Raw genomic sequence first — 19014 nt, forward strand, 5'->3', positions numbered from 1 at the left:
CACGTTCATCCGGATGCCGGACGAGGTTGGTGTCGCTCGCCACACACCTCTGCGCTTCGCCCCGCTACAATCTTCGCGCCCCAATAGGCGTCACACCAGCGCCTGTCCGCGGCGACGCGCCTCCACAAGGCCACGCCCGCACTCGTCCTGAACGCATCCAATAAAAATGAAGCCCGCGTTGAAACGCATGAACTTGCAACCAAGCTCCAGTCAGCGAAATGCGGGGTATTCGGACCGTCGATGCACGCCACCGCAGCCGTGCAGCGTAGCGCAACGAAAGATCTGGCAGGCAACAGATCAAGGTCGACGGGCAATCCTTGCTGGAGTGATGCTTTGCGCAACGGCCGCTGGCCATGCATACGCGCAGGCGGCACAGCAAGCGAACGATACGCAAGGCCCGGTCGCCGCACTGCCGGAGACCGTGACGAAAGGTACGGCGAAGGTGCCGTCAGTCGGGCTCGTTGGTCAACGCACCGCAACGGGAACGAAGACCGATACGCCGATCACGGAGATTCCTCAAACGGTCAACGTCGTCACTGAGCAACAGATGGCGATGACCGGCTCGACCGACCTCAACCAGACACTGCGCTACCTGCCAGGGTTCGCATCGTATGGTTCCGACAACCGCTCGGACCTGTACGCGACGCTGCGAGGCTTTAAGCCGGCTCTGTTTGTCGACGGGTTGCCAGCGCCGAATACGACGGTCATCGCGGATTGGCGCGTTGCCCCGTATACGATCGACAGCATCACTGTGCTACGTGGGCCGACGTCGGTGCTGTATGGGGCCGGCGATCCGGGCGCGATCGTCGATGTGCAGATGAAGCAGGCCGACGGCCAGCGCGTGCGTGAGGCAGGTGTGCAGATCGGCAACTACGCGCGGAAGGAAACGATGCTCGATATCGGCGACAAGCTCGACGACGACGGCAGGGTTGCCTATCGCTTCGTCGGCGTTGCAAGCGACGGTAACGCACTGACCGGGCCGCATGACGAGCAGCGCGTCGCGCTTGCGCCTTCACTGCGCTGGCGGCCGGATGCCGACACCTCGCTGACACTCACTGCGACCTACCTGCAGGATCGGAGTGATTTTTCACACAACTTCCTCCCCGCGCAGGGCACCGTGCTGCCGAACCCCAATGGGCAGCTCACGCATGACGTCTACACGGGCGACCCGACATTCAATGACTACCGAAAGAAGCAGTGGTCGCTCGGCTATCAGTTCTCGCACAACCTCAATTCGACGTGGACATTGCGCCAGAACGTACGCTGGATGCACTTGTCGCTTGATGACGCATCGGTCTTCGGCGCCGGCCTTGCCAACGGCAGTACGACCAACATCACGCGTTACGCAGGGCTGTTCCAGTTCAACTACAGCCGCCTCGATATCGACAACACCGCACAGGCGCGTTTCGGCACAGGGCCGCTCGAACACACGGTGCTGCTCGGCTTCCAGTACAGCCGGCAGACGACGACCGACAGCGAGTGGCTTGCGCTGGCGCCGCGCCTGAATATCTACAATCCGGTCTACACGCCAGTCACGACCGCGATCTTCTCGGGCCCGACGCTTCTGGGCCACCCCAATCTGCACACGGCGATGAGCACGGTCAGTACCTACGCACAAGACCAGATCAAATGGAACCGCTGGGTCTTGACGCTCGGTGGCCGCGAGGATTGGGTCAATCTGCGCCAGGACGACCGCGGGGCCGGCACGCAGACTAACCAGGACGTCAGCGCGTTCTCGGGCCGCGTCGGCCTCACGTATCGCGGCAACTACGGGCTTTCGCCGTACGTTGGCTATTCGACATCGTTCAACCCGGTCATCGGTGTGAGGATGTTTGGTGGAGGATTGCCGCAGCCAACGCGCGGCACGCAAACCGAGGCAGGTTTGCGTTGGCAGCCGCTTGGCAAGAACCTGATGTTGAGCGCGGCCGTCTACCAGATCAACCAGACGAACGTCGTGACACCGGCGCCGAGAAATCTCGACCCCACCGGCCTATCCTCCGTGCAGACTGGCGAGGTGCGTTCGCGCGGCATCGAGTTGAACGCGGTCGGGAACGTGACGCACGAGTTATCGGTGATTGCGTCGTACATCTATCAGGATGTGAAGAACGTGAAGGCGAACGACGCGTCGCTGAACCACTGGCCGGTCGACATTCCACGGCCGCGCCAGATGGCGTCGCTGTGGGCTGACTGGACATGGCATACCGGGGCCCTCGCGGGATTCGGCATTGGCGGCGGGATCCGCTACCAGAGCGCGTCGGCGGGTGCGCCAGACAACTCGCTGACGGTCCCGAGCTACACGCTGTACGACGCGGCACTGCACTATGGCACGCGCGATTGGCGTTTTTCACTGAACGTGATGAACCTGTTCGACCGTCGCTACATCAGCGGTTGCCAGTCGTACGCGGTCTGCGTATTCGGCAACGAGCGCACCGTGCTAGCCAGCGCCAAATACAATTGGTGACGATACACCTCTGATTTTCGGAGTCGACACAGGTGCGGTGATGTCCCTGGTTTACCGCGAAGGCTGCCGACACGGCAACTTACCGATCAAGCGGCACAGCTGGCCCTGGCGGCGCTGGGCAAACGGCCAAGTGGACGACACCTGCCGAACTCGCCCGTCACGCACGGAAGGATGCCTCGACGGACGATTCAACGACGCCGGAAATCTCCACTTCTGGTCGGTACTCATTCCGGTGTTGTGTCAATGCGGGCTTCGCAGGCAGCCCGTGGCCGCCTTTCGTCCCCTGCGGCAGGGACGATAAGATGCGGCAGACCCAACATCCGATATCTCCACCATGACAGAACGCATCCTACTCAGCATCGAGGCCGGCGTGGCCGAAGTCCGGCTCAACCGGCCGGAGAAGATGAACGCCATCGACCCGGCCATGTTCGAGGCCCTGGTCGCAACCGGTGAACGCCTGATGAATGAGGCGGACTTGCGTGCCGTAGTGCTGTCCGGTGAGGGCCGCGCCTTCTGCGCCGGGCTGGACATGGGCAGCATGGCAAGCCTTGGCAAGAACGATAGCGGCTCGGACATCAGCGCCGGCCGGCTAGCGCGGCGCACGCATGGATCGGCCAATCTGCCGCAGTACGCGTGCATGGTCTGGCGCGAGTTGCCTGTGCCGGTGCTGGCGGCCGTGCACGGGGTCGCATACGGCGGTGGGCTGCAGATTGCGCTGGGCGCGGACACGCGCTACGTGAGCGCCGACACGCGCCTGTCAGTCATGGAAATCAAGTGGGGGCTGGTGCCCGACATGGGCGGCATGGCACTCGCGCGTGGCCTCGTCCGCCCTGACCGGTTGCGCGAGTTGATCTACAGCGGGCGCGTCGTCAACGGTGAGGAGGCCTGCGCCCTGGGTCTGGCAACCCACGTGGTTGATGACCCGCGCGCAGCGGCACTGGCTGCGGCACACGAGATCGCGCAAAGGAGCCCGGACGCAATTCGTGCGGCCAAGCGCCTGATGCGCGTTGTGGAGGATGGCGATACCGCTGCCATCCTGCTGGCCGAATCCATCGAGCAGGACCGCCTGATCGGTGCGCCCAATCAGCGTGAAGCCGTGCTCGCCGGCATGGAAAATCGCGCACCGGCATTTCAGCCGGCCGCGAAGTACTCAGGCAATTAAACGGGAGCGACGCGCTCAGGCGGCGACAGGCTTGCCGCCGAGCGACGCACGCATGGCGCGCGCGCGGCTGACCACCTCGTCACGCAGCGGTGCGCGCAAACCCATCGCAAACGCGGTCTCCGCCACCAGAAACAGCGGGCCGATCACCAGGCCCGCCAGATCGTCAACGAAGGCCGGCTTGCGCCCTTCGTAGTAGTGGCCGACAAACTGCACGATCCAGCCGATCACGAACAGGCCGATACCGACTGATAGCCACGCCGCCATCGAGTGCGCCGCCACGTGGCCGCCCACCCAAACGCACGCGCCGACCAGCGCGAACATCACCACACCAAACACCACATCCAGGCGCAGGTAGAACACCGTCACCGCTGCCAGCAGGAGCAACGCGGGCGTCACGGCCACACCACCGGCCAACTCCGCAAACACGGGCCGCGACAAAAGAATCGCCACCGCCAGCACGATGGCCGGGATGCCGACAAAATGCGTGGCGATATTGCGGCCGTCCTGGTGGTAGGCCGCGTAGTTCGAAAGGTGGTCTGACAGGCTGCGCATCGTGGTCTCCGGTTTTTTGTGCGTTTGCAGCATGGACGCTGCAATTGCCCCCTCGTTATGATCATTTCATCTTAGTCAGCGGATGGAACGACGCTCTGTCACATAGCCGACAAATTCGCCGTTCTGAAGCCCTCTTCCAATGCCGGCCCCATGGACCGCTCCGCCCTCCCCCACACGCCCGCAGATGCTGCGTCATACCGCGAACGCCTGCACGCCAGCAGCTGGTTCGGCTCACTCGAAACCGCCCTGCAGGACGCGTTGATTGGCATTGCTGCCGTGCACCGTCTTGGGCCGGGCGACGTGCTGTTCCGGCGCGGTGAACCGCCGGACGGGCTGTATTGCGTGGTGGAAGGCACGATCTGCATCGGTGCCACCAGCGCGGAGGGGCGCGAAGCCCTGCTGGCGGTGCTGGAACCCGTCAATTGGTTTGGCGAGATCGGTGTGTTCGACCACCAGCCACGCACCCACGATGCCCGTGCCGACAGCAACACGACATTGCTGCACATGCCCCAGACCGCGCTGGTCGCCCTGCTGGACAGCACCCCGGCACTGCTGCATGCCTTCGCGCTGCTGCTGACACACAAGCTGCGGCTGACCTTTACGGTGCTGGAAGAGACCGCCCTGCTGCCCGCCTCCGTGCGCGTGGCCCGCCGCCTGCTACTGATGGCCGACGGCTACGGCGACCTGCGCCTGGGCACGCGCCGCGTGCTGCGCGTGCCGCAGGAGCAGCTTGCGCAACTTCTGGCGCTATCCCGCCAGACGGTCAACCAAGTCCTGAAGGACTTTCAGGCACGCGGCATCCTCAAGGTGGCCTACGGAGAGATCGAATTGTTGGACTTTTCTGGCCTGCGCGAACTCGCCAGGGGGTGAAATCCTATCCGATGGCCTTACATACGCCGGATCAGGACCAATCCTATAATGTGTTCCCACTCGCACATTCGCCCCTCCGCATGGTGTGGAGTCGGCGTTGCGAGTGTCCTCTACTAGGGAAGAGAAACATCATGCCCCGCCAGACCCCCATCGAGCGCTACCGCAACATCGGCATCTCGGCGCACATCGACGCCGGCAAAACCACCACGACCGAGCGCATCCTGTTCTACACCGGGGTCAATCACAAGATTGGCGAGGTGCATGACGGCGCGGCCACGATGGACTGGATGGAGCAGGAGCAGGAGCGCGGCATCACCATCACGTCCGCCGCCACGCATTGCATGTGGAAAGGCATGGCGGGTAATTACCCGGAACACCGCATCAACATCATCGACACCCCTGGGCACGTCGACTTCACCATCGAGGTGGAACGCTCCATGCGCGTGCTCGATGGTGCGTGCATGGTCTACGACTCCGTGGGCGGCGTGCAGCCGCAGTCGGAAACCGTCTGGCGCCAAGCCAACAAATACAAGGTGCCGCGCATTGCGTTCGTCAACAAGATGGACCGCATCGGTGCGGATTTCTTCCGCGTTGAGCGCCAGATGCGCGAGCGCCTGAAAGGCAACCCCGTACCGATCCAGATTCCCGTTGGCGCGGAAGACGGTTTCCGCGGCGTGGTCGACCTCGTCAAGATGAAAGAGATCCTGTGGGACGATGCCTCACAGGGCGTGAAGTTCACATACGTCGACATCGACCCGGCGCTGCTGGCTACCGCGCAGGAATGGCGCGAAAAGATGGTCGAAGCCGCCGCCGAAGCGGATGAAGATCTGCTCAACAAATACCTCGGCGGCGAAGAGTTGACCGAGGAAGAGATCAAGCGCGCCCTGCGCAAACGCACCATCGCCGGCGAAATCCAGCCGATGCTGTGCGGCTCCGCGTTCAAGAACAAGGGCGTGCAGGCGATGCTGGACGCGGTGGTCGACTACCTGCCCTCGCCGGTGGATATTCCCGCCATTGAGGGCCATGGCGAGAAGGACGAGCCGCTCGAACGCCACCCGAGCGACAGCGAGCCGTTCTCCGCGCTCGCCTTCAAGATCATGACCGACCCGTTTGTCGGCCAGCTCGCGTTCTTCCGCGTCTACTCGGGCAAGATCAATTCGGGCGACACGGTCTACAACTCGGTCAAGCAAAAGAAGGAGCGCCTGGGCCGCATCCTGCAGATGCACGCCAACCAGCGTGAGGAAATCAAGGAAGTGCTGGCTGGCGACATCGCCGCCGCCGTGGGCCTCAAAGACGTGACGACCGGCGAGACGCTGTGCGACCCTGAAAACGTCATCGTGCTCGAACGCATGGAATTCCCCGAGCCCGTGATCAGCCAGGCCGTGGAGCCCAAGACCAAGGCCGACCAGGAAAAGATGGGCATTGCCCTGAACCGCCTGGCGCAGGAAGACCCGTCGTTCCGCGTGAAGACGGACGAGGAATCCGGCCAGACCATCATCTCGGGCATGGGCGAGCTGCACCTGGAAATCCTGGTCGACCGCATGAAGCGCGAGTTTGGCGTGGAAGCCACGGTCGGCAAACCGCAGGTGGCGTACCGCGAAACCATCAAGAAGGCCGCCGAAGATGTCGAAGGCAAGTTCGTCAAGCAGTCGGGCGGGCGCGGCCAGTACGGCCATGCGGTCATCACGCTGGAGCCGAACGAGGGCAAGGGCTACGAGTTCGTCGACGAGATCAAGGGCGGCGTGATCCCGCGCGAGTTCATCCCTGCGGTGGACAAGGGCATCCGCGACACGCTCAACACAGGCGTGCTGGCCGGCTATCCGGTGGTGGACGTGAAGGTGCGCCTGACCTTCGGCTCGTACCACGACGTGGATTCGAACGAAAACGCGTTCCGCATGGCTGGCTCGATGGCCTTCAAGGACGCCATGCGCAAGGCCGGCCCCATCCTGCTCGAACCGATGATGGCCGTGGAGGTGGAAACGCCCGAAGACTACATGGGCAACGTGATGGGCGACCTGTCCTCCCGACGCGGCATGGTGCAAGGCACGGAAGACATTGCGGGTGGCGGCGGCAAGATCGTCAAGGCCGAGGTGCCGCTGGCCGAAATGTTTGGGTACTCGACCGCGCTGCGTTCCGCCACACAGGGCCGTGCGACGTACACGATGGAGTTCAAGCACTACGCTGAAGCGCCGCGCAATGTGTCCGAAGCGGTGATATCGGCCAAGAAGACCTGACGCTGTTTGTTTTATCCGCTGCGGCCGCCTAGTGCGGCCGCAGCGCTTTGCGGGCTACCCCGCGGGCAAGTTCTCGACGCAGAAATCGATGAACGCGTGCACCTTGGCTGGCAGGTGGCGCCGCGACGGGTACAGCGCGTACAGCGCAAAACGCTCGTCCGGCCAATCGGGAAACAGGTCGACAAGTTGGCCACTGCGCCGCAGCTCTTCCGTACCCAGCGCCATCACCTGGGCAATGCCCGCCCCCGCCACACACGCCGCGTGCATCGTGCGTACGTCCGACACCATCAATCGCCCAGCAGGCCGGATTTCGATGCGCTCGTCCGGGCGCCAGAACTCCCACTCGTAGGGGCGCCCCGTCACCGGGTTGTAGAACAGGATGCGCTCGTGTGACGGTACATCGCGCGGGTGTGCTGGTTGCCCATGCTTGGCGATGTAGTCCGGCGACGCCACGGTGATGATGCGCGTCTCGATCAGCTTGCGCGCCACGAACGAGCCCACCGGCGGCGGCCCGAAGCGAATGGCCAGATCAAAACCATCGGCCACCAGATCGCCCACGTCGTCGCGCATGATGAGTTCCAGCGACAGATCGGGATGGCGCTCCAGAAACCCCGCTACCGGCGTCGCCAGCGCCATGCGCGAGAAAAACGGATCGACGTTCACCCGCAATCGCCCCAGCACGGCACCCGCCGCGCCCGAGGCCATCGCGGCGGCCTCGGTGATACCCGTCAAGTGCGGGCCCACCTGTTCGTAAAGGCGGCGCCCCTCATCGGTGAGGGTGAGCGAACGCGTGGTCCGCTCGATCAGGCGCACGCCGATGCGCGCCTCCAACCGGCTGATCGCACGGCTCACCCCTGACGGCGACAACCCCAATGCATCGGCCGCGCGCACGAAGCTGCCGCTTTCCGCCACGGCTGCCAGCAGCGTGATGCCGGAGAACAATTGCCCATCGAACGTCATGCAATCCCCTTCTGCCCGCAGTTATTACGGGAGTTTTTTCACGAATTATTTGCATGTTACGCACTTTATTCAAAGCTGAGCGATCGGCACCATGGCGGCCTGTTCACCCGTTGGTCCATTCAGCAGGCAACCCAAGGAGCCGCACATGCAGCAAGCATTGAAGACGCAAGGTATTTCCATCCCCCGGCTGGGGCTCGGCACATTCCGCGTGCCCAACGAAGATTGCCAACCCGTGGTCGAAAGCGCGCTGGCGCTCGGCTACCGGCACATCGATACCGCGGCGATGTACGCCAACGAAGCCGCCGTGGGCGCGGCCATCGGAGCCTCAGGCCTGCCCCGCGACGAGATCTTCGTCACCACCAAGGTCTGGCATGACCAGCTCGCGCCGCACGCCGTGCCGCAGGCGTTTGCGCAAAGTCTCGCCAAGTTGAAGCTGGATTACGTCGATCTGTACCTCGTCCACTGGCCGGCACCGGGCATGGACATGGCGGCAACGATGGAGGCCATGACGGCGCTGCGTGAAAGCGGCCGTGTGCGCGCCATCGGTGTGTGCAATTTCAATCTGCCGATGCTCAAGACCGCCATCGACACGATCGGCGCGCCGCTCGCCTGCGTGCAGGTGGAATACCACCCGTTTCTGGATCAATCGGGGCTGCTGGGCTACCTGGGCAACAAGGGGATTCCGCTCACCGCCTACGCCCCGCTGGCACAAGGGCGTGTGGCGGAGGACGCCACGTTGCAGGCCATTGGTCGCAAACATGGCGTATCTGCAGCGCAGGTCGCCATTGCGTGGTTGATGGATCAGCCTAACGTGATCGCCATTCCCAAGGCCCAGCGGCGCGAAAGCCAGCAGGCAAACCTCGACGCGCTGAACCTGCGCCTGGACGAGGCAGACCGCGCCGCCATTGCCACCCTGCCCAAGGGGTTGCGCTACGTGCAGCCGGCCTTCGCGCCGGATTGGGATGCGGTGCCCGCCTGACGTTTTAGCGCAACCAAGTCAGCCACGCGTACACAGTCCCGGCCGCAACCGCCAGAAACGGGACCGAGTACGCGTGAAACGCCAGCCAGGCGCGCCGGTCACCGGCCATACGTAGCGCGATCAGGCTGGCCAGCGAACCGACGAGCGTGCCGAACCCGCCCACGCTCACCGCAAAGGCGATGACCGGCCAATCGTGTGAGTACTCGGCCAGCAGAATCGCCGCCGGCACGTTGCTGATGACTTGGGAGACGCCAATGCCAGCCCAATACAGGTGTATTGGGTTGGTCAACGCCAATGCATCCAGCGCCTGCCGCACGGCGCCGAGCTGCGCCACCAAGCGTAGGTCGATGAACATCAGCACGAACACCAGCAGCAAACCCCAGTCCACGCGCGCCAGCACATAGCGTGCGCCGATGAGATACAGCACCACCAGTCCGGCCAGTGCTGCCAACGGGTACCCCAGGTCGGTCAGCACCAAAAACGGCATGTACAGCGCCAGTGCGGGCAGCAGCAGGCGCTTGTGCAGTTCCACATCGCCGGTTTCCGCGTGCAGATGGATTTCGTGCGACGGAAATGCCAGCCATGTGGCCACCAGCAGCAACACCATCAGCAATGCGACCATTGGCGCCATCTGCCAGACAAACGCGCCAAACGACAGCCCCGACTGGTGCCACAGGAACAGGTTCTGCGGATTGCCGATCGGCGTGAGTGCTGAGCCCGCATTGACGGCCAGCGCCTCAAAAATCACCAGCCGCGTCACCGGCAGCTTCGCCAACTGCCGCAAACCAACCGTCAGCGGCACGATCACGAACAGGGCGACATCGTTGGTCAGCAGCGTCGACAGTGCCGCCGAGGCGCCCACCAGGCTAAGCGCGAGCACGCGTTCACTGCTGACCGCATCGACCAGACGCACGCCCAGCAATTGCAGCATGCCGCTGGACTCGACCGCCTTGGTCAGGATCAGCAGGCCCGCCAACGCTGCAATCGTGTGCCAGTCGACCAACGATGGATAGTCGGCAATGCGCTGCGGCGACACGATCGAGAACGCACCGCAGACGAGCAGCAGCAGCCAGAAGAAAACGTCTTGCTTGAGGTGGTGCCAGAACGGCGGGTGATGCTGCGCGGCGGAGGCCGGATGGGATGCCGGCATGGCTGATGCCATGCGCGTGCGAGGCGAATCGCCGTGCATAGAGGAAAACTTGGAGGAAACGTTGGCGCGGAAGCGCACAAACCAGCCGGGCGCGGTTTGCCCGGCCGATTGTAAGTGCGGGCGCTTCAGTCGCTCAACTCAAGCGCGCAACCGCTGACCGGGCACGCGCATGCGCACCCGATCAAGGTTTGCCGACCTCGTTTACGATTCGCGCGAGCCGGAACCCGAGCCCGGGCGGTCAGTGCTGCCCGACGAGCCCGTACCGCCAGCACTCGGACGATCGCTCGTACCGCTGGCGCCGCCCGGATGGTATGTGGACTGCGGCGTACGCTCCGGACCGCGATACTGGCCTGCCAGGCCGTGACCACCGGTCGAACCACCCATGGAGCCGGACTGGCTGGCTTCGGTGCTCGACGTGCCGCCCTGCAGCGGCTGGGTCGGATGGCTGGCGATCACGCGTTCGATCTCGGCAATCGCGTCGCGCGGGGCCAGCACGACTTCCAACCCCAGCGCGCCGGCCACGGCCATCAGCGTCGACAGGCGTGGGTCAGCGCGACCGGATTCCGCGCGCAAATACGCTTCGCGGGAGATGCCGGCCATCTTGGCGACGTCTTCCTGTTTGAGCTTGCGCGACTTGCGCAGACTGTGCAACTGCTTGAAGGGCTGTTCCATCTGTTCGCTCCTGCACCTGAGATGGGAAACACCGCCGGGCCGGGGGGACCCGCACGATGGGCTGAAAACAATGCGAATGTCTGGTGCGCTGCACCTTGATTCGCGGTCGTACACATGTGTGCGGTCGGTGTCATCGTTGTGTTGCGTACCGTTGCACACGTTTTGGGTGGCGGCCTCCGCGATGTGTTTTCTACAGAGTAGACGTAATTTCGACTGCACCCAACATTGACGCGTGATGAAAGCGCATCCCGTCATCTGTGTTTACCGTGACAAGCCCGGTAAGGGGTCGGTTCCCTCGCAGATGCTGTTTTCTTCGCTTGATGTGTCACGTTTGTGACGTCTCATGCGCAAATCCTTGCACCCACACCACGTTTCGTCGATCCGCGCTTGCCCTATCCACCAATTGGAGGGGGCCTGGATGAGAGAGAGGAACCTGAGACCCCAACGTCACGGGCAGAAGGCGGCGCGTGTCTTTCGTCACGCAATTGCCGTGCCGGAAGGTGACTCGGCGGTCAGTTGGCGTGGGGCGGGAAAACCAGCGGGTGCCGGTTCAGTGGAAATCTCGGCTGGTGGTAGCCAAACGTCCGAGAAGTGGCGTCAGATCCACAAGATGCTGGGCGACCAGATGCCGCGTTTCGCGTTCGCATTGCCATTTGCCGTAGACGCCCAGCAACTGGGCGTTCAGCACCTCACGGCGCTGACGCTCGATCAGGCGCGGCCAGAGTACGACGTTGATGGTGCCGGTTTCGTCCTCAATGGAGACGAAGATCGTCCCCTTGGCCGTACCCGGGCGCTGCCGCACCGTGACGATGCCGCAGGCCCGCGCGAGCTGTCCGTTGCGATAGCCCGCCAGAGCGGCGGCGGTCACAAAGCGCATGTCGTCAAGCCGGGGCCGCAGCAGGCTGACCGGATGACGCTGTAATGACAGGCCCAGACTGCTGTAATCGGCCACCACCTCCTCGCCGATGGGCGGAGCGGGCAGCACGAGCGACGCCTCCACCGGACGGGCCTGGCGCAACAGCGCGTGGTCGTGCCCGGGCTCCTGCAGGGCGAGCGTTTGCCACAGCGCTTGGCGTCGATGGCCCGCCAGCGGCTTGAGCGCGTTGGCGGCGGCAAGCACGTTCAGGTCGTGGCGGTCCAGCTCCGCGCGGTGCGCCAGGTCGTCCACGCTGGTAAACGGGGCCTGCGCGCGGGCAGCTTCGATGCGTTCGGCGGCCGGCTGGCGCATGCCGCGAATGCGGTTCAATCCGAGGCGGATGTCGGGTTGCCCTGCTCCATCGCCGTCCGCACGGGGGTGCAGCGTGCTGCCCCATACGCTGGCCGTCACGTCCGTCGGCAGCACACGCACATGGCTGCGCCGCGCTTCCTGTACCAGTTGCGACGGCGAATAGAACCCCATCGGCTGGCTGTTGAGCAGCGCGGCAAAGAACGCCGCCGGCTCGTGGCACTTCAGGTAGCTGCTGATATAGGCCAGCTTGGCGAAACCTGCTGCGTGGCTCTCGGGGAAGCCGTATTCGGCAAAGCCCTCCATCTGCTTGCACAACGCCTCGACAAAGGCTCGGTCGTAGCCCTTCTCGTCCACCATCACCTGCACCAGGCGCTCCTGATGTTGCGTGAGGTTGCCCTTGCGCTTCCAGGCCGCCATGTCGCGGCGCAAACGGTCAGCCTCATCCGCGGTGAAATCGCCCGCATCCATGGCGATCTGCATGACCTGCTCTTGGAAGATCGGCACACCCAGCGTGCGCTTCAATACGCCTTCGACCTCCTTGCCGGGATACGTCACGCAATTGGTATCGCCATTGCGCTCCGCTTCGCGACGCTGCAGATACGGGTGGACCATTCCTCCCTGGATCGGCCCCGGACGCACGATGGCCACCTGGATCACCAAGTCGTAATACTTGCGCGGACGCAAGCGCGGCAACATCGACTGTTGCGCACGCGATTCAATCTGAAAGACGCCGATGGTCTCGGCGCGGCAGATCATGTTGTAGGTGGCTGTATCGTCATCGTCCAGGTCCTGCATGACGAGCTTGTTGGTCGTCTTGTAATGCGCCCGGCGGCCGGGCAGCGCATCCACCATGTCGAGCGTGCGGCGGATAGCGGTCAGCATGCCCAGCGCCAGCACGTCGACTTTCAACAACCGCAGCGATTCGAGATCGTCCTTGTCCCACTGGATGACGCGGCGGTTTTCCATGGCCGCGTTCTCAATCGGCACCAGGCGCGAGAGCTTGCCCTGCGCAATCACGAACCCGCCCACATGCTGCGACAGATGGCGCGGAAAACCGCGCAGTTCACTCACCAGTTCGGCCCAGCGCAGCACCAGCGGCGACTCCGGGTCCAACCCCTGCTGGCCGGCACGCTCGGCAAACTCCTTACGGCTGTCCCACCACGCCTGCCCCTTGGCCACCTGCTCGATGATGCCCAGATCGATGCCAAGCGCGCGGCCCACATCGCGCAAGGCGCTGCGCGTGCGGTAGGTGATGAGCGCGGCAGCCAGTGCGGTGCGGGTCTCGCCGTACTTGTTGTAGATGTACTGAATGACCTCTTCGCGGCGCTGGTGCTCGAAGTCGACATCGATATCGGGGGGCTCGTTGCGAGCACGAGAAAGAAAGCGCGCAAACAGCGTGTTGCCGCTGTCCGGGTTCACCTCGGTGATCCCCAGGCAGTAGCACACTGCCGAATTGGCCGCCGAGCCTCGCCCCTGGCAGAGGATGTCTTTGCTACGGGCGAATTTCACCACGTCGTAGACAGTCAGAAAGAACGGTTCGTAACCCAGCTCGGCAATCAGGTCGAGCTCCATGCCGATCTGCTTCAGCACCTTGTCCGGCACGGACTTGCCATAGCGCCGCGCGGCACCAGCCATGGTTTCTGCACGCAGGTACTCAGCAGGCGTCATGCCCTCCGGCACAACCTCGCTTGGGTATTCATATTTGATGTCGTCGAGCGAGAACTCGCACAGGCTGGCCAACTCCACACTGCGCTGCAAGGCACGGAGACCGCGCTCGCTCTGGTAGAGAAACGCGAGCTGCATGCGTGTGCGCATGGCCTGCTCGGCGCTGGGGGCCAGCTCCAACCCACATTCGGCAATCGACTTGGACAGGCGAATGGCGGTCAGCACGTCATGCAGAGGTTTGCGTTGGCGCGAGTGCATCTGCACGCCGCCGGTGGCGACCATGGGCACATCGATCTGTTCCGACACCGCTGCGACTGTGCCCCGATGACGATCATCGGCGTGGCGCAGCGGCAACTCCAATGCAATCGACAGTTGATCGCCGAACACGTGCTGGCACCACAGTGCTTGTGTCAGCAGTTGCTGCGGGTCGGGGTCGTAATCGGGCAGCAGGATTGCCAAGCAATGCGGCACGCCGCGCAGATGAGCAAGCTCGCCCTTGGGTGCGGCCAGGTCGTCGGCCTGCAATCGGTATTCACCTTTGGGTGCAGCCAGCCGCGCGTGCGTGATGATCTCGCTCAGGTTGCCGTAGCCCTCGATGTCCTGCGCGAGCAGCACCAGCCGCAGCCACGGCTCGCCCTCTGCATCGCGCACCGTGAAACGGCTGCCGATGATGAGCTTCAGGTCGTGCTCCTTGGAAGCCACGAGGGCTCGTGCGGTGCCGGCCACGGAGCACTCGTCGGTGAGCGCCAGCGCCTGATAACCGTACAGCTTGGCACGCTCCACCAGCTCGCTCGGGTGTGATGCGCCGGTCAGGAACGTGAAGTTGCTGATGCAATGCAGCTCGGCATAGTCGGGCAGCAGAGGCAGGGGCGTGGTTGCAGCCATCGCGCTTCAGCCAAACAGGCCGTGCAGATACCAGCGGGCGTCTTCCTCGCTGGCCGATGCGGAAACACGCTCGCGGTAGACCCAGTAGCGCACGGCTTCCTCGCCTTCTGCGATGAAGTAGTCGCGCTTGATGAGGGCGTCGTCCCACCAGCCGGATTCGATGCGCTCGGGCAAGGACACCAACCGCAACGGCCCGCGATAGTACGGATAGTGTTGGCGCGTCAGCAGTGGGATGGGCTTCTCCAGCAGCCACAGCGGCCGCTCTGGCTGCTGCGCATGCCATTGCGCCAGCGCCTGACGTGCGGCGGCACGGCTGTGCGCGGTGGTGGCGGCGTTTACCTCCACCCAATGGTTGGCACGTTCGGGACGATGGTCTGCGCACGGTTGCGGGTGGCGCACGTTGCCCGCACCCAATCGGGCGATGAGCGTGTCGATCAGGCGAGCGGCATCTTCCGCACGGCCGCCAGGCTCGGGAAACAATGATTCGGTGGGCGGTGCCAGCGGTGTGGCGTCTGTCACCGTCAGGCGTAGCTCAACCACTGGGGCAATCAGCGTGAGCCGGTGCATGCGCTCGTGCAACACGCGTGACAGGTGCGCCAGCGTGCGGACCGGCTGCGCCAGGGCGATCTCCACCGGCGTGGAGGATGCGGCATCCTCACTGCTCCGGCCGCGTCGGCGCTCGTGCTCAAGCGTGAGCCGATAGGTCTTCGCCCCCAGTTGATGTGCCGATAGCCAGCCAACCAATTGCAACAGCAATTGCTCGGACGCGGCCAATACACCTTCGGCGCTGTCGATACGGCCGGGCAGTTCCAGCGGCACATCAAAGCGCAGCGGCGCAGCAAACCATGTGAAGCTCTCGTGCCCATCGCCATAGGCCGCGTCGAGCGTATCGACCAGCAACGGCCCGCAGCGGCGTCGCAGGCCCGCACGTGGCAGCCCGCGCAAATCGGCCAGCCGGCGGCAGCCAAGGCCCTCAAGCCAATCCGGACGTGTAAGACGAACGACGGCGTCGATCGACAAGGCATCCAGCAGCGTCGACATGCGTTCCAGCCGCACGGCCCGTCGTACACCACCTTGCACACTGTCTCGTGCTGCCGAGCGGCGCCCGCGCACCGGTCGCGTACTTGCCAGCCATGCGGCACCACGCGCCGTCGGCCCTGCGCCGAGCACAGGCACGGCGCCCAACCGGTACGCGCAATACTTCACCGCCCGGCACAGCGCACGATGCCCGCCGAACAGGCGCAGGCTCGCCTCCACCTCCAGCAGCACGGTTGCCTCATCAGCCACATCCAACGTGACGTGCGGCGTGAATGCCAGCAACGCCAGCGCCAGCGACTGCATCAGCCGCGCCTCGGCCGCCGGATCACGCTCAAGCTGCACGGCGTGCGGTACCAACGCCTGTGCCCCCGCCCGGCGCAAGCCCGCGTGCACGCCTTCGCGCGCCGCCAGGCGGTTGGCCGACACCACCCGCTCCTGCTCCAGCACCACCACCGGCAGGGGCAGCGCGGCGGGGTCAGACCACTGGGGTCGAAGCGCGTCGAGCGGCAGACGGGGCAGATGCACCGCGATCCAGAACGGCATGATCAGAAGCGTCCGACAAAGTATCAAACGCAGAAGAAGACGACAGCGCGGCCAGCAATGCCGCAGTGGCCGGGTCCATGGTGAACGGCTCGGCGGGTTGCGTGGGCAGCGAACGCACGGAGGCACGCCCTGCCTGCAACGGATCCGCCAACGGCAGCAGCAACGGCGTGTCACGCAACGGCCCGCGCCGCTTGTGAAAGAGGATGGACAACGCGTCCCCACCCGCCGGCACCAGCCCAAGACGCAGCACCGCCGGCGACGACTCGCGCAGCGCCTGCGTCGGCCGGAACACCCAGATAGCGCTCTCGCCCGCTTGCGCCAGCACCTGCAACCGGCGCAACGCGCCGGGGCGAGCCTGGTTCAACCAGATCAGTACGCCGCCGAATGCCTGGCTGCGTACGATCTGCTCGGCTGCCCACAGCAGGTCAGCCGGCTTATCGGCGCGCACCCAGACGATCTGCTCAGGAGAGAAATCCCAACCGACCAACCGCACCGCGTTGGGTAGATAAGGAGGGCCGACCAGAGCGATGCGCCCTGCCCCCGTGCACAGCGTGGACAGTGCCGGACGCAGCAAACGACATTCGCCGATACCGGGCTGGGGACACAGCAGTTCGGTCAACCCGCCCAGCGGCCAGCCGCCACCAGGCAACTCGGCATTCAGTGCGTCATAACCCGTGGCAAGGACGCGCCCGCTGGCCCGTGCCAGGCTGCCGGCACGCCACAGCGCCGGGTGCAGCGTCTCGGGCGCTGGTACTATCCGGGCTCTTTGCGCAGGCAGGTGCGGCCCGCACACCGCCGGCCCAGTGGCGACGGGGCGTTCCGCTACACCTTCAGCGGGAAAAAGAGACGGGGACGACGCAAACATGGGAGGCGCAAGGCAAGCCGCGAATACTGTATGGATATACAGTATCACAACTTCTGCCTTACGCTAGCCTGTTTCTAAACGTCCTTGTCGCCGCCCCATCCTTTCCCGCCACCAACCGTGCGCAACCGAATCCACCCGGAGAAAACCGTGTTCACTTGCAAAAACCAGAGCTGCCGCACGCGGTGGGAACCGTCCGACGTCGTCATCAAGGACGAAGGCCAAGGGCCGCTGTTCCGCTGCGCGCTGTGCGGCGCACGCAACTATGTCGAGCGCCGCGAAGCCCGCGACGGCACAGTCGTCTACAAGCAACGCGAAGACCGGCCGCTCAAGTAACCCAACGCAACGACATGACCATCGAACCGACCGCCACGCCCTTCAGCACCCTCGCGCTCGCCCCCGCTGTGCTCGCGAATCTCACGCAGCTCGGCTACACCGACATGACGCCGATCCAGGCCGCGAGCCTGCCGATCGCGCTTGCGGGCCACGACCTGATCGCGCAGGCGAAGACCGGCAGCGGCAAGACCGCGGCGTTCTCGCTCGCGCTGCTCGCGCGGCTCGATGCGCGCAGCTTCGACGTGCAGGCGATGGTGCTCTGCCCAACGCGTGAACTCGCCGACCAAGTCACGCAGGAAATCCGCCGCCTCGCGCGCGCCGAAGAAAACGTGAAGGTGCTGACGCTCTGCGGCGGCACGCCGATGCGTCCACAGACGGCGAGCCTCGAGCATGGCGCGCATGTCATCGTCGGCACGCCGGGGCGCATCATGGACCATCTGGAGCGCGGCAATCTCGCGCTCGGCGCGCTGAAGACGCTCGTGCTCGACGAAGCGGATCGGATGCTCGACATGGGCTTCTTCGACGATATTGCGACGGTCGTACGCCAGTGCCCGCCTGAGCGTCAGACGCTGCTGTTCTCGGCAACCTATCCGGACGGGATTGCGAAGCTGAGCCGGCAGATCCTGCGCAATCCGAAGGAAGTGAAACTCGAAGAGCGCCACGACGACAGCAAGATCCGCCAGCGCTTCTACGAGGTGACCGACAACAAGCGGCTGCATGCGGTCGGGCTGCTGCTCAAGCACTATCGGCCGGTCAGCACGCTCGCGTTCTGCAACACGAAGCAGCAATGCCGCGACCTGCTCGACGTGCTGCGTGCAGAGGGCATCCATGCACTCGCACTGCATGGCGAACTTGAACAGCGCGAGCGCGATCAGGTGTTGATCCAGTTCGCCAACCGGAGCTGCTCGGTGCTCGTCGCGACCGACGTCGCTGCGCGCGGGCTCGACATCGCGCAACTTGAAGCGGTGATCAACGTCGACGTGACGCCTGACCCCGAAGTGCACGTGCATCGGATCGGCCGCACGGGCCGCGCTGATGAGAACGGCTGGGCGCTGAGCCTTGCGAGCATGGACGAGATGGGGCGTGTCGGCAATATCGAGGCGGTGCTTGGGCGCGAAGTCGAATGGCATCAGCTCGACGAACTCGATACCAGCAACGACGGGCCGCTGCTGCCGCCGATGGAAACGCTGCAGATTCTCGGCGGACGCAAGGACAAGATCCGCCCCGGCGATGTGCTCGGCGCGCTGACGGGCGACGCGGGTTTTCGCGGCGACCAGATCGGCAAGATCAACGTGACCGAGTTCTCGACCTACGTTGCCGTCGAGCGCGGCATCGCACGCGATGCGCTGCGCAAGCTCAACGGCGGCACGGTGAAGGGCAAGAAGGTCAGGGTTCGGTTGATGGACGAGTGAGGCTG

The 19014-nt window shown here is 64.4% G+C and carries 14 protein-coding genes; 7 read left to right on the forward strand and 7 right to left on the reverse strand.

Going from position 1 to position 19014, the window contains the following annotated elements:
• The first annotated feature begins 328 nt into the window (after positions 1 to 328).
• Together PI87_RS24660 and PI87_RS24665 are read left to right on the forward strand one after the other, a co-directional pair.
• A complete protein-coding gene (locus tag PI87_RS24660; RefSeq protein ID WP_052321750.1) occupies positions 329 to 2461 on the forward strand; it encodes a TonB-dependent siderophore receptor in 2133 nt (710 codons plus the stop codon).
• Positions 2462 to 2795: 334 nt separating this feature from the next.
• Positions 2796 to 3623, forward strand: a complete 828-nt coding sequence (locus PI87_RS24665; protein ID WP_039600355.1) for a crotonase/enoyl-CoA hydratase family protein — start codon at positions 2796 to 2798, stop codon at positions 3621 to 3623.
• Between the two features lie 15 nt (positions 3624 to 3638).
• Here the strand turns inward: PI87_RS24665 and PI87_RS24670 are convergent, their stop codons facing one another.
• Positions 3639 to 4175 carry an Mpo1 family 2-hydroxy fatty acid dioxygenase gene (locus tag PI87_RS24670; RefSeq protein ID WP_039600482.1) on the reverse strand — a complete coding sequence of 179 codons (537 nt, stop codon included), beginning with the start codon at positions 4173 to 4175 and terminating at the stop codon, positions 3639 to 3641.
• A 150-nt stretch (positions 4176 to 4325) separates the two neighbouring features.
• On the opposite strand from PI87_RS24670, the gene PI87_RS24675 reads away from it, so the two are divergent.
• A complete protein-coding gene (locus PI87_RS24675) occupies positions 4326 to 5045 on the forward strand; it encodes a Crp/Fnr family transcriptional regulator (protein ID WP_039600356.1) in 720 nt (239 codons plus the stop codon).
• Between the two features lie 131 nt (positions 5046 to 5176).
• Complete coding sequence (fusA, locus tag PI87_RS24680) at positions 5177 to 7279, forward strand: elongation factor G (RefSeq protein WP_039600357.1); 2103 nt, start codon at positions 5177 to 5179, stop codon at positions 7277 to 7279.
• Positions 7280 to 7333: 54 nt separating this feature from the next.
• On the opposite strand, the gene PI87_RS24685 is transcribed toward fusA, so the two are convergent.
• Positions 7334 to 8239, reverse strand: a complete 906-nt coding sequence (locus tag PI87_RS24685; RefSeq protein WP_039600358.1) for a LysR family transcriptional regulator — start codon at positions 8237 to 8239, stop codon at positions 7334 to 7336.
• A 145-nt stretch (positions 8240 to 8384) separates the two neighbouring features.
• Between PI87_RS24685 and PI87_RS24690 the strand changes: the two genes are divergently transcribed.
• Positions 8385 to 9218 (forward strand): aldo/keto reductase, encoded by an 834-nt coding sequence (locus PI87_RS24690; RefSeq protein ID WP_039600359.1) that lies wholly within the window; start codon positions 8385 to 8387, stop codon positions 9216 to 9218.
• Positions 9219 to 9222: 4 nt separating this feature from the next.
• Here PI87_RS24690 and PI87_RS24695 read toward each other — a convergent pair whose 3' ends face one another.
• The 5 genes from PI87_RS24695 to imuA form a co-directional block, all read right to left on the reverse strand.
• On the reverse strand, positions 9223 to 10407 hold the full coding sequence (locus PI87_RS24695) for an anion transporter (RefSeq protein ID WP_039600360.1): 1185 nt from the start codon (positions 10405 to 10407) through the stop codon (positions 9223 to 9225).
• A gap of 162 nt (positions 10408 to 10569) precedes the next feature.
• Entirely contained in the window at positions 10570 to 11040 is a 471-nt protein-coding gene (locus PI87_RS24700) for a helix-turn-helix domain-containing protein (protein WP_039600361.1), read from the reverse strand.
• A gap of 550 nt (positions 11041 to 11590) precedes the next feature.
• Positions 11591 to 14818: an error-prone DNA polymerase gene (locus PI87_RS24705; protein WP_039600362.1), complete on the reverse strand. Its 3228-nt coding sequence runs from the start codon at positions 14816 to 14818 to the stop codon at positions 11591 to 11593.
• A 6-nt stretch (positions 14819 to 14824) separates the two neighbouring features.
• Positions 14825 to 16399, reverse strand: coding sequence for a Y-family DNA polymerase (locus PI87_RS24710; RefSeq protein WP_039600363.1), 1575 nt, complete (start codon positions 16397 to 16399; stop codon positions 14825 to 14827).
• Complete coding sequence (gene imuA, locus PI87_RS24715) at positions 16332 to 17264, reverse strand: translesion DNA synthesis-associated protein ImuA (RefSeq protein WP_039600364.1); 933 nt, start codon at positions 17262 to 17264, stop codon at positions 16332 to 16334. Before imuA ends, PI87_RS24710 begins: the two co-directional genes overlap by 68 nt.
• Positions 17265 to 17411: 147 nt before the next feature.
• Between imuA and PI87_RS24720 the strand changes: the two genes are divergently transcribed.
• Positions 17412 to 17597 (forward strand): hypothetical protein, encoded by a 186-nt coding sequence (locus tag PI87_RS24720; RefSeq protein WP_039600365.1) that lies wholly within the window; start codon positions 17412 to 17414, stop codon positions 17595 to 17597.
• A 14-nt stretch (positions 17598 to 17611) separates the two neighbouring features.
• Entirely contained in the window at positions 17612 to 19009 is a 1398-nt protein-coding gene (dbpA, locus tag PI87_RS24725) for an ATP-dependent RNA helicase DbpA (RefSeq protein ID WP_039600366.1), read from the forward strand.
• The last annotated feature ends 5 nt before the right edge of the window (positions 19010 to 19014 follow it).

Origin of the sequence: Ralstonia sp. A12 (assembly GCF_000801955.1) — a bacterium.
Lineage (GTDB): Bacteria > Pseudomonadota > Gammaproteobacteria > Burkholderiales > Burkholderiaceae > Ralstonia.